The sequence below is a fragment of the Pseudoalteromonas sp. S3178 genome, assembly GCF_005886985.1.
In the GTDB taxonomy this organism is placed as follows: Bacteria; Pseudomonadota; Gammaproteobacteria; order Enterobacterales; family Alteromonadaceae; genus Pseudoalteromonas; species Pseudoalteromonas carrageenovora.
Genome location: NZ_PNCW01000030.1, coordinates 67,254 through 79,707 on the forward strand (window position 1 = coordinate 67,254; position 12,454 = coordinate 79,707).

At 40.7% G+C, this 12,454-nt stretch carries 12 protein-coding genes; all 12 read right to left on the reverse strand.

What is annotated here, in order from left to right; genetic code table 11:
- The 12 genes from CWC11_RS09690 to CWC11_RS09745 all read right to left on the reverse strand — a co-directional run bounded on the left by CWC11_RS09690 (position 1) and on the right by CWC11_RS09745 (position 12,451).
- Positions 1-570 carry a Maf family protein gene (locus CWC11_RS09690; RefSeq protein ID WP_138682529.1) on the reverse strand — a complete coding sequence of 190 codons (570 nt, stop codon included), beginning with the start codon at positions 568-570 and terminating at the stop codon, positions 1-3.
- Complete coding sequence (gene mreD / locus CWC11_RS09695; protein ID WP_002958403.1) at positions 570-1,049, reverse strand: rod shape-determining protein MreD; 480 nt, start codon at positions 1,047-1,049, stop codon at positions 570-572. Before mreD ends, CWC11_RS09690 begins: the two co-directional genes overlap by 1 nt.
- On the reverse strand, positions 1,042-1,884 hold the full coding sequence (gene mreC / locus CWC11_RS09700) for a rod shape-determining protein MreC (RefSeq protein WP_171038414.1): 843 nt from the start codon (positions 1,882-1,884) through the stop codon (positions 1,042-1,044). The genes mreD and mreC overlap by 8 nt, the downstream gene beginning before the upstream one ends.
- Positions 1,884-2,927: a rod shape-determining protein gene (locus CWC11_RS09705; protein ID WP_002958401.1), complete on the reverse strand. Its 1,044-nt coding sequence runs from the start codon at positions 2,925-2,927 to the stop codon at positions 1,884-1,886. Before CWC11_RS09705 ends, mreC begins: the two co-directional genes overlap by 1 nt.
- Before the next feature lie 135 nt (positions 2,928-3,062).
- On the reverse strand, positions 3,063-5,111 hold the full coding sequence (locus CWC11_RS09710; RefSeq protein WP_138682530.1) for an SUMF1/EgtB/PvdO family nonheme iron enzyme: 2,049 nt from the start codon (positions 5,109-5,111) through the stop codon (positions 3,063-3,065).
- A gap of 121 nt (positions 5,112-5,232) precedes the next feature.
- Positions 5,233-8,973, reverse strand: coding sequence for an H-type lectin domain-containing protein (locus CWC11_RS09715; protein WP_138682531.1), 3,741 nt, complete (start codon positions 8,971-8,973; stop codon positions 5,233-5,235).
- Positions 8,970-9,458 carry an agglutinin biogenesis protein MshP gene (locus CWC11_RS09720; RefSeq protein ID WP_138682532.1) on the reverse strand — a complete coding sequence of 163 codons (489 nt, stop codon included), beginning with the start codon at positions 9,456-9,458 and terminating at the stop codon, positions 8,970-8,972. Before CWC11_RS09720 ends, CWC11_RS09715 begins: the two co-directional genes overlap by 4 nt.
- Entirely contained in the window at positions 9,448-10,290 is an 843-nt protein-coding gene (locus CWC11_RS09725; protein ID WP_138682533.1) for a PulJ/GspJ family protein, read from the reverse strand. The genes CWC11_RS09720 and CWC11_RS09725 overlap by 11 nt, the downstream gene beginning before the upstream one ends.
- Positions 10,290-10,829, reverse strand: coding sequence for a prepilin-type N-terminal cleavage/methylation domain-containing protein (locus tag CWC11_RS09730; RefSeq protein ID WP_138682534.1), 540 nt, complete (start codon positions 10,827-10,829; stop codon positions 10,290-10,292). Before CWC11_RS09730 ends, CWC11_RS09725 begins: the two co-directional genes overlap by 1 nt.
- Positions 10,816-11,307: a type II secretion system protein gene (locus tag CWC11_RS09735; protein ID WP_138682535.1), complete on the reverse strand. Its 492-nt coding sequence runs from the start codon at positions 11,305-11,307 to the stop codon at positions 10,816-10,818. The genes CWC11_RS09730 and CWC11_RS09735 overlap by 14 nt, the downstream gene beginning before the upstream one ends.
- Positions 11,308-11,316: 9 nt before the next feature.
- Entirely contained in the window at positions 11,317-11,847 is a 531-nt protein-coding gene (locus tag CWC11_RS09740) for a prepilin-type N-terminal cleavage/methylation domain-containing protein (RefSeq protein WP_138682536.1), read from the reverse strand.
- Positions 11,848-11,860: 13 nt separating this feature from the next.
- Positions 11,861-12,451 carry a prepilin-type N-terminal cleavage/methylation domain-containing protein gene (locus tag CWC11_RS09745; RefSeq protein ID WP_138682537.1) on the reverse strand — a complete coding sequence of 197 codons (591 nt, stop codon included), beginning with the start codon at positions 12,449-12,451 and terminating at the stop codon, positions 11,861-11,863.
- Positions 12,452-12,454 lie beyond the last annotated feature (3 nt).

Below are 12,454 nucleotides of genomic sequence, written 5' to 3' on the forward strand. Positions count from 1 at the left end.
CTACCTTCTTAAGAATGCTTGTAATAATTGTTCGGTCTCGTATAAAGGTAAGCCTACTACGGCAAAATAGCTACCCGCAATGTGAGTTACAAAGCGACCACCTAACCCTTGGATGCCATAGCCACCGGCTTTATCTTGTGGCTCTTTTGACTCCCAATAGTCATTTATCTCTTGATCGGTTAATGTTTTAAAGGTTACATCGGTACTTACTACGCAGCTAACGACGTCAGTTTCACTAGCAAATGCAACGGCAGTTAACACCTGATGTGTATTACCTGAAAGGCGTTTTAAAGTGGCTGTAAAATCGTCTTTATCACGTGGTTTACCAAGTGACTGATTATCGATAACAACCACTGTATCACTGCCTAGTACTGGGCGGTCGGTATAACCAAGTGCAACCCCACTTTGTGCCTTTAACCTTGCTAAGCGTTCAACAAGGGGTCTAGGTTGTTCGTTTGGTAATGGGCTTTCATCGGCATCAACACTAAATTGTGTAAACTCGATACCTAACTGACTTAATAATTCTTTACGACGTGGGGAGGCTGATGCCAAATATACTGCACAAGTCATTACCTGATCCTAAAGTGTCTTCGATATTTGCGAAGTAGTAAAAATACCCAAAACCAACTAACCATACCGGTTGCTACTGGCCATAAATACTGAGGATTAAAATAAACCCCTAACAAAAAGTGATTTAGCCAAAACTGCATTAAGTGATACAGCGTTAAAAATAAACCAATCAGTAGGCTTTGTTGCCAAAGCGAGAAGTTACGAATTTTTTGAAAGTTACTCGCGGTAACAAATATACATACTGAGAATGTGAGCGAGTTTACGCCAAGCGGAGAACCTGACGCTAAATCTATGAGTAAGCCAACAACCCAAGCTGTGCCAATATTTAATCTGTGCGGTACAGCCAGTGACCAATACATAAGCACAAGTAAAACCCAGTCAGGTCTAAATGGTTCAAATGAAAATGGCAGTGGCATTAATGCCATTATTAAAGCAAAAAAGATGCTCAGTGCAATTAACAATGAATAACGGTTAATCATCGTTGATTTGCTCCTGTTGATTACGCCATAAAATAACAAGTAATCGAATCCGGTCTAGCTGCGCTATAGGCTCTGCAAATACTTGCGCAAATGGGCGTCCTTCATCACGATTTATCTCAGTGACTACCGCTACAGGGTAACCCTCAGGGAAGGTTCCGCCTAAGCCAGATGTAACAAGTACATCACCAATTCGTACATCTAAACTGTGCGGCACGTGAGAAAGCTTAACGACGTTAATTTTACCTATGCCTTCAACCACGGTACGTACATCGTTTCGTAATATGCGTACAGGCGTTGCATGCGTTGTGTCGGTCATTAGTAAAACGCGTGACGTAGTTGAACCCACCTTAGTAAGCTGCCCCACTACACCCATTTCGTCAATTACAGCTTGCCCTTCACTGAGCCCATCAGTAGTACCACGATTAATAACAACCTGATGACTGTAAGGGTTTGAATGTACCGAGAGTACTTGAGCAATAATTTTACGATTAGATTGCTTAGCCGATGAGCCTAACAAAGCACGTAGCTTTTGATTTTCTCTCGCTAAAAATTGGTACTGCTGCAATTGCTCGCTTTGAAGCATTTGCTTTTTTTTCAGCGCTTCATTTTCGGTAAGTAGTTGATCACGTGTGTGCAGGCTTTTAGCACCTAAGCTAAATAATTCGTAGGGTAAATTAGCAACGTAAATTAGAGGGCTTACAAGCGTATTAAGACTAGTACGGACAACCGTCCCACCTTGTGTATATTTGTCTCCTGCTATGAGTACGATACTCAAAAGCACTGCGACAAAAAGTCGCAGTTGCAAAGAGACTGTGCGTCCAAACATTAATTTCATTAGTCGTAACTAAAAACATCACCACCATGAACATCGATCATCTCAAGTGCTTTACCACCACCGCGTGCTACGCAAGTAAGTGGATCGTCAGCAACAACAACCGGAATACCCGTTTCTTCCATTAATAAACGGTCTAAATCTTTTAATAATGCGCCACCGCCAGTAAGTACCATGCCATGTGCCGAAATATCAGAAGCAAGCTCTGGTGGCGACTGCTCTAGCGCAACCATTACCGCACTTACAATGCCCATTAATGGCTCTTGTAATGCTTCTAGTATTTCGTGAGAATTAAGCGTAAATGAGCGTGGAACACCTTCTGCAAGGTTACGTCCGCGTACTTCAATTTCAATTGGTTCATCTGTTTTAAACGCAGAGCCAATTTGATGTTTAATATTTTCGGCTGTCGCTTCACCAATTAGGCTACCAAAGTTACGGCGCACATAATTAATAATTGCTTCGTCAAATTTATCACCACCAATACGTACTGATGATGAGTAAACAACACCGTTTAGTGAAATAATAGCAACTTCAGTTGTACCACCACCAATATCAACAACCATAGAGCCTGTAGCTTCAGATACAGGTAAGCCTGCGCCAATTGCCGCAGCCATAGGTTCTTCAATTAGATAAACTTCACGAGCGCCAGCTCCCATTGCAGATTCGCGTATTGCGCGTTTTTCTACCTGAGTAGCACCACAAGGCACACAAATGAGTACGCGCGGGCTTGGGCGCATAAAGTTGTTGTTGTGCACTTGCTTAATAAAGTGTTGTAACATTTTTTCTGTTACATAAAAGTCGGCAATTACGCCGTCTTTCATTGGGCGGATTGCTTTTATATTACCCGGCGTACGACCTAGCATTTGTTTTGCTTCTGTACCTACAGATGCAACACTTTTAGGTCCACCAGCTCGCTCTTGGCGAATAGCAACAACTGAAGGTTCGTTTAAAACAATACCTTCTTCTTTAACATAAATGAGGGTATTGGCTGTACCCAAGTCGATCGATAGATCGTTAGAAAAAATACCACGGAGTTTTTTAAACATGAGGCTGGATGACCTTTGAAATACGTTCTTATATTAGCTGCCTCACTTTAACATGCTTAAATAGATGAGCAATATAAAGCGCAGCTGCCTTTGTAAATTTGTGAAAAAAGGAAGCAAAGCTTCCTTATTGAGTTTTTATCGTTCGCGAACTAAGCGAAAACCAATGTAGTTAGATCTAAAGTCAGGCGCTAAAATTAAACGCGTAGATGCACGTGCAAGGCTTGGTGCAAAGTTCCACGCTCCGCCTCTTACCGCTACATCCGACTCACCAGATTCTTTTTTAGTCCATTCCCATACATTGCCTACGGTATCGTATAATCCAAATGCATTAGGAGAAAAAGACCCTACCGGTGCTGCGCGTCTGTTTGACCATTCACTACCACACCAACCACAGTTTGCTAAGTTTTTACCAATTTCGTTACCCCAAGGGTATTCTGTTTCAGTTCCTGCGCGTGCTGCATATTCCCACTCAACTTCGTTTGGTAAACGAAATTGTTGGCCTGTTTGACCTGATAACCACTCAGCATATGCTTTAGCATCGTTATAAGTTAAACATACAGCCGGAAAATCACTGCCTTGCTCAAAACCTGGGTTGCGCCAGTTTAAATTAGCTTCCCATACTGGTTCGCCATTTAAATAATACGCACACCCTTTATTTTGCTCTGCTTGCGTTTTATAACCAGTATTAGCTACAAATTTTTCGTAGGCTCCTACGGTTACTTCTTTGCTTTGCATAGCAAAAGAACTCGCTATTACTTTTTCAATTACAGGACGTTCATTGGCTAAACCATTGCCATTAATGTCGCCCATTTTAAATTTGCCCGCAGGAATAACTACTATAGGCGTATTTACGTTTGTATTGAGTACATTAACGTTTTCACTAACCTGACGAGTTTTAACTTCTGGTTGCTCACGAGTGTAGGTCGGTGCAGCAATCGACTCAGGCTTTTTTACTAAATTTGCATGGATAGTTTGTGCTTTATTAAGATCCACACGAACCTGAAACGGTTTATAGCCTAACTTACGTACTTCAACGTTATGCACACCGCGAGGTAAACGCGTAATTAAACGTGTAGAGCCAAAACTAACACCATCAATAAACACTTCGTCATCATATACATTAGAGCGTAATGTTAGCTCTACTGTTTGATCCTGCTTTTTATTAGTAATGCTAGAGTAATCTCTTTTTACCGGCGCTGATTTAATTGAATAATCGCGCACTGGTTGTTCATTTAAACGAGAAACCGAAACTGTGCTGGCATTATCCTTGGTATTACTGAATGTTAACTGACTATCAGTAAATGTTGTGCCATAAGCTGGTTGGTAAGCTGCTGAAAGTGGCGTGCCGTATTCAGAGCAATAACGGTTATCAATACTTAATAAGCTACATAAACGGCTGCTATTTACTTCGCCGCGCATAGTAACGCTTAAATTAACGTTATAATTACCTTGCCCGCTAAAGGCACTATTTACTACGTGGCTACTTAAAATTTGCACTTGAGCGCCGGCTAAGTTGCGTTTTGGCTCAACAATGCGCTCTTCTGTTAAGTTTGCAAATATTTGATCTACAAAGCGCTTAGTTGCTTTTTGTAAGCCCATTTGCTGGCCACGCTGCTCACATGCCGCAAGTGTTTCGGTGCGCTTACAGTTAATAGTGTGGTTAACTTCAAGTGTGCCTTCACGCGTAAACTCGTTGCGTAAGCGCTCTACTCGAGCTGTAGTTAACTGCTCTTTTAAGCTCTCTAGCGTATTTAAAAGCGTGTGTTTAGCCACGCGGATTTGTTCGATGTCTTTACGGTGGGATGCAATTGCCGCCAACTGCATAGAAATATCATCTTTGTTTTGCTTATGATCAACCACAGCTTTTTGATAGCGCGATTGTGCTGCACTAATATCTATAGTTGGATCATCAATTAAACGACGGTACATTTCGTTCATCGCATCGAGCGCTTGGTTTTTTTCTTTATCTAGCTCTGTAGAACGAGAACGAAGTAGCTCTAATTGATTTTGTAACTGACTTTCTTCTTTAAGATGTTTTTCAAGTATTCTTGTCGAGTTATCGTATTCTGTCTGTTTAACACTAATCTCTGACTCAATTCCAGTTACTGTAGCAGTGTCTTGTGCAAATGCACTACTAGCTAACAAACTAGCTGAAATTAACAGAGATAAAGGAGTAATTCGCATATATTCCAGTCCCAAAAAGCGGCAATTATTTGGTCGTTATTATTTTTTATAATTAAAGCCTTATGCTATGTACTTGCAGCACAAAACACAAGCTTTGTTCAATTATTATCTTAGTTTACAACTATTCGCGTGTTTCACGCCAGTAAATAACCCGATCATTTCCTCTAAAGCGACCAAATTGTAAAATAGCGTGAGGATTAAGTTGTGTGCCATCCCCTTGCCAATCCCATTTTAGCCAATCGTAAGTATTATATTCTAAGGTAAACTCCCCTAAACCATTAGGCTGCGCATAAATACCATTATTTGCAGGATAACTGCCCGACTCTAATTGCCCGGAGACTCCTGCTCCATATTCATAGTTTAATATAGGGCTCGTAGGCGCTACTTGTGTAATTTGAGTATGATCAAACACGCTGCAATTATCTTCAGTATTATTAACAAAATCACTACCGTTGTAATATTGAGACTGCATAGGAACAAGTAAAGGGTCTAAGTCAGAGCCTGAATTATTGCCAAGCGCTAAACGCCCAAACCTAAACTCTATGGGTACAGAGTTTAACCTTACGCTATTGCAGCCACCTGAGCATGTTGTTTGGGTATTAGGTTTATCGTTTGCACCTACAAGTGTTGCGCCTTCAATGTTATTTAGGGTTGCCATCAAACTAACCATAGCAAATGGCCCATCTGGTTGTCCTACTCCTAATCTTTCAAGTGTGGTGTTGGATTGGCTCATTTGCCACTGGCCGTCGCTGATATCTCCCCAGTTGTTATTACCTAGGTTTACAAGTCGGCTAGTAAAACTCGTTGCAGGTATATAATTACCGGCCTCATTATTTTCAGCATTGACGAACACTAAGGATTTATCAAACCCATCACGGTAATTTGCCATTAACTGATTATTTTGGTTTTGTGCTTGTACTGTAAAGCCAAGCTCAAAAGGTTGCTCAAGGTAAGTTAGGTTGCTGCCATAACGCGTACATTGCGCAGCTGCCTGTATTCCTAATATTTGAAACTGTGAAGGTGCAAAGCGACCTACATCATAAAGCGCCCCTTTTACATCACCAGCCCCAAAGTAATCTGCATCTTGCAATCCGGATATTAAATCAACAATACCCACTTGGTCGTAATTATACTGCGATACTGATTCGCTTAAGTCCCCTGTATCACTAAAGGCAACAGTACTCATAGCTTCAAGCGTACCTGATACACCAGATAAAGGGGCTTTTATTGTTGCCGCTACTAACGGTTGCTCTGTGATAAAGTGTTTAGCAATAGGGTTATTATTAATGTTCCTGTAGTTATCTGGGTAGCCATCGTTATTAGTGTCTTGCCCTGAAAGCCATTGCACAGCATTCATTTTTAAATTAAATGCTTCACCAGTTAGTCTAAACAAACTGCCATTAGCATCTGTTGCATAACCATCGTTTTCAACACTCATTGCGAGTCCAAATGGTTTAACAACATACTCATTAGAGCTACCTGTTAAATTAACCGATAAATTAGTTACGGGATCTAATATGAGATTGGTTTTTACATTTATACTGAGCTTACCTGCATCAGGGTAACTTATAACAATGGGCGCTTTAGAATCATTATCAAAATTTATGGGAAAAGTCTGATATGCCTGCTCAACACTATAGTTATTATTGTTATTGCTCAATACAACAGGGTCAGTACAGCTCGCCCCTGCACTGCATGTATAGGCTAAATCTAAGTTTACATCCCCACTCGCAGGAAAAGCAGCTTCACATACACCTGTTGTAGTATTTGTTTTAACTGCCTGGATTGAGAGCGCTTTGGCATTAAAGCCAGTGTTCGAAGGTTTAGCTGACAACTGAGTAGGTATAGTTGTGTTGCCATCGGTTTCGTTATTAAAAATAAACCCTGCATCTGAAAACGTCACTTTACAGCCACTAAGCCCCACATTATTACCTGCAATATAACAGCGAAGCGGTGCTGAAGGGTCTGCGGTATTATAGCCAAAAGTGACACTCCCGGTTGTGCGCTTGGCAAACTCCACCGCTGCTGAACCTGTAAAATTAATATTTTCTCCCGTAACCCAGCTCTGCTGTCCGCTATTATCTGGCGATAAGTTCAAACTAGACGGTTCATCAAACAATAAATCACACGCATCGTTTGCACAGGCCGTAAGTGTCATTTCTTTTGCTTCACACGTTAAGCCCTTGTTATCACTTATTGATAAACGATAGTGATCTAAAGTCACAGGTTTATAAATACCACAAAAACCAGGGATACTTTCGGGTACTGTTATTGCATCAAAAGTTGAACTGCCTTCGGTAATTACTTGTGTTGCTGATGTAATAGAGCCTTGATATGTAACGTTTTGTGCTATTCTTACTTCTCCTGTTGCAACAATATACGCTGAAATATTAGCATCTGCGGCAATAGCTATGGCACCATCAACGTATATTGCTAAGTATGCGCCTGTTTCTACTTCTATATTTGTTCTACCAATATTTAAAAACGATGTGGAAATGAGTGATGTTGTGTCTTTTAAAAAAATCCGTGTAGGGGCGGTTACTTTATATAGTGTTTCGAGCATGCTTAATTGTAGTTCATCGTAAAAATAGTCCCCTGCAAGCGACGTAGGAATAGGGCCGGTTGAGCTACCATCGTTTGTAACTGTTGGTACCTGCGCAGCTTGGTTTGGCTCTAAAGAGTTATAGCCACTTGCAACACAGCCTTGCCCATTACACAAAGGAGGGTTTGTAAGCGCTGTAGAAATTAAATTGGTCGTAGTTACAAACTGAGCATTACCATCTGTTATTTCTACCCCCTGAACCAACTGTACCTCACCATTGTTATAAGTAGAAATAGCGCCTGGAAATAATGTATCACAATCTAAAATATCACCATTAAACACAAAGGTACTGGTCATAGCGAGTATTGAAGCTTCTTCTTTTACGTGACGGCGCTCGTTATCGCCATCACGATCTTCATCAACAACGAGCCCTAGCCTGTCGGTTCGTAAGTTACAGCTGCGTAGCCAACCACCGTCGTCCTCTAAACGCGAATTTTTACTGGCAACCACTAAAGGTGCAACACTAAAGTCATTAGTAAAGCTAAAGTAATTACAGCCATTGCTCCAGCCATCTACTTCAAAGCCGGTAAAAAATGTTTCCCACGATACCTCAACGCCATTATCGTCGCTAAACGTTCGATTACTTCCTGGCTCAACTGCCATATAAGCAATCGTTTCATTTTTAATTATGCCAAGCGCGGTTTCTGATGCTTCAAGTGCTACATTTACACCACTAGTTGATAAAGAACCACTTTCTACTGCAATGGTTAAAAACGGAATTAATGCCTCAGAGGGAGGATTACTATCAATACTATTAAGCGTTTGCAAAGAATGAAAAAAGTTTGGCCTTTGAGTAAATGGCTCTGCAAACACTAAAGACTTATAGCCTTTAGGAGTCAAAGGGGAGAAACCTGATTTAGAGCCATATTGTAATTCTAGCTGCAGATCAGTACTCCCGACTTCCATAACTGTTCCATCAGGAAACTCATGCACACCGTATTCAACGGCTAAGTAGTGCGCGCCCATACTAATATGCCCCCCATCCTCCCCTGAGGGTTCAAGCGGTAGTGCCTCAAAGCCTGTTGTGGTTATATTACGTATTCTTATTATTGCAGGGTTTCCGCCTTGGTTTGTTGAGAGCATAAATACAGCTGGGGGCGTAATGTATTGTTGCTGAAAATTTATTTTTGTCCAAATAGGTGATGTATATGTGTCTTGCAGCTCAATATAGCGCCCTTCAATTTTAGGCGGTACCGCGTTTGCGTAATTACAAAGCAACACGCAGCTAAAAAATATAATGACTAATGCATTTCTCATCATGGTAACGTTTTAGCCTCTACGCTTAGCGTTCTTTGCGTTTGCCAATAATCTTTTCTACAACTATTCCCAACAGGGCAATTTGTTGCAGCGCATGTTGCGCTGCTTTGTAAGTAATATATATTCACAAGCCCATTAGTTGTGCTGCTATCGGGTAAATCTATATATTCTTCACAACTAAGAGTGACCGTGCAATAAGCTAAATATTTAGTTTCAAAGGTTAAGTTTGATGTTACCGATGCGCAATTTTGTGCAGGGCTGTCTACAGGGAATAACTGCGTTAAACCGCTTTCGATTCCACTTTGTGCTGCCATATATGCCCGCGCGCCGTAGTATTCAATTGTATTTTGCTGCGACGCCCCCGAAAGCACTTTTACAAGCGCTAAGCCTAGAGCCAACAAAACAACAATAATAACCAAAGAAACAATAATTAAATTGCCTCTTTGCTTTGCTAACGAGCACGTAACGCGTGACTTTTTAAGGGACATTGGGAATATGTACCTCATGATTAAAATTCATAACTTCGGTTTCATTAAATTGCATTTGTGCATTTATTTTAAGTACTGAATTTCTTTGCAGTGAAATAGAATCAAGGGTAAAAAACAATTCAGAGGCTAAATTGTTTGCAATATAAATTCCGAGTAAATCTCGTTTCACGCCTGATGATACTTGTAAGCCTACGGCATTTAATTGAGTAGCACTAAAGCCGTAATCGCTATAGCGATATAAATACTGCCCCTCAATACAAAAGCTAACCGCAGAGGAAAGTAAATACAGGCGTTTACTTGGTGACTCCTGTGCAAATGCTTTATTAAATTGCCACACGTCAATTGCGCTCGTTGCCGAGCTATTAAATGCAGATACCTGTAAACGCTTATTATTGCTTTCGTCGTATATGTCACCGCTATTTAATGGATAAATTGTTGCCCAGCTTCCCGCTTGCGGCTGCGTTAAATTATTAAGTTCAAAATCAACAGCGCTAATATTAAAAGGCGCTTCGGTGGGTAAGTAATTAGTGTAATGAGTAGCCGATAAAAACGGCGTGAACTCTAAACACTGCTGAGCACTACATGCACCACGGGTGTTATTATCACAAGAGAGTCTAAGTGAATTTGGCGTAGCATGGCGTAGCTCCTTACTTATACGCGTAATTACAAAACGAGCCTGCGCCACAGCCTCTTGCCGCTCTATGCCTTGCGAATAAATGCTGACACCTGCACCAATGAATGAAAATGCACTTACCGCTAAAATACCTATTATCACCATAACAAGTAATAGCTCTATAAGCGTAAATGCATATTGATACTTAGCTATTTGCATTAATAATTTCCTTTATATGCACTAAATCCGTAAACCTCACCTTGAGATGAGGTTACTTCAATCGTAATTCGCTTAAAGGTGGTGCCATCGTTGTTGGTTGAATCGTTAAAATCACTATCGTAGTCAACAGCAATAACAACATTAAAGTCGCTATATGGTGCTAGCACCTCACCTAAACTATTAGCAATAGGCTGATTAGAAAGCGCAATATAATCATCAACATCGTTGTAGCTGGTTCTGGTCTCTGAGTTGTCTGCCCCTAAGTCAGCAGGTGCGGTACACGCTTGTGCACCCACTGATGTTTCACCACAACGCCTAAAAGGAGGGCTTCTATCGCTGTGTTCATCAAATGATTTGCTTTGAATTTCGTTCATCAGAGACTGGCCTAGCTCTGAAGCCCTTAAAGCGATAATGGGCTCTGCACTTTTTTGTGCCTGAGGGGCAATTAACGCTGTAATAATACTAAGCGTAATAGCAAGCATGACTATACCTATAATCAGCTCTATTAATGTAAAGCCTTTAGCTTTAAGGGCATGCATAAATAAGCCCTTCGCCGCTTATGCATATTGCAGCTAAGCCAATATCAATTTTGCATTGTGATGCGCAATTTTGATCAGCACGACCTAGCGGATCAAAGCTAATTTCAGTAAAGGTATTTGCGTTACTATCTAAAGCATTAAAAGTAATATCGCTGCGCTGCGTATTTATTTGAACAACCAAGTGTTCGCTGTTATTAGCATCTGCGCTACCGGTACATGTATCTGGTGTGGGAGGCGCTATAAGGGTGGGAGTAATATAGAGCTTATGGCAACTTCTTAAAGCGGTATTTTGCATTGCACGTAATTGCACTGTTCTAAGCGCATTTAAAGCACTATCTCGATATGAATAGGCGTCTTCTGTTGAGCTTCCCAGAAATTTGGGAACTGCCGTTACCGACAGTATTCCCAATATCACTAGAGTAATAATTAACTCAATGAGTGTGAAGCCACGCAACCGTTGCTTACTACTGCTTTTCATTTAGTTTAATTAACAGCCTGTAGTTACAAGTGTAATGGTAGGTGGAGTTACTTTAACTGGCGCTGTTCCTGAATTGGCATCTGCCGCTTGCGTGTAATCAATACGGCAATCATCTGTTTTTACGTAACTGTTAGGATAAATAATTAGCGTGCCGTCTGCGGCTGTATCATCAAGGTTAAAATCGGCTGAATCATCAGCAGCAAAATCTACATCCAAAAAGGCTTCAAATGCAGCTAGTGTAGCTGCCGGGTAACCATAAACCGTTGGAACTGCAGTGCCGGTATCAACTGCAACACTAGCCGATGCCTTTTTGTGATCACTCGCAATAATAGATTTACCATTTACGATATTCATACCGCTGCGAATAGAACCTTGTAAACCCTCAAGTGTTGAAGCATTTGCGTCACCCTGTAAATTTAAAAAACGAGGTGCAGCGGTAACCGCTAAAATGCCTAAAATAACGATTACAATAATCAATTCTACAAGCGTAAAACCTGCTTGTTTATTCAGTGGTAAGTTGTTTAATGATTGCGTTTTCATAAGTAAGCCTCTTTTAATTACTCAATTTAAATACTTTTACTTTACCTGTTTGGGGAAAGTATGAAAAACCAGCCAAACCAGGTACAACGGCACCATTGGTTGGTATATTTTTAGTATCAAGGGTGTTAGTTAAATAGTAGATGCATTGTGTATTTTTTGCATTGTACCTAACTAAAAAACTTACACTTTTTATTATTGATACTTCATTACTTAACGTGCTACTGGGTGCATCTTGTAAAATTACACGTAATACTTGGCGGCACTTTTGTGCATTACTTGCCAGTGCGCGAGTATCTGTTTTTGTTGTTTCATCACTGGTTGGTGTGCCTTTAGTTCCATCTACACCAACTATTACTCCCCCATAATTTACAAAAGTAGTATTGAGCTTGCCGCTAGGCCGCCCCTCCAATTCCCATTGCCCTTTAACCATACCAACAGCAGAAGCAAAACCACCAGCAACTGCATCTACGCTAGAGTTATACGCCTGATTTTTAATACCTAAATATTGAGGTATAGCGAAACTCATAATAATCGCGAGTAAAATAACAACTATCACTAACTCAAATAACGTAAAACCTTTTGAGTAAACTCTAGAAGCTATCACTTG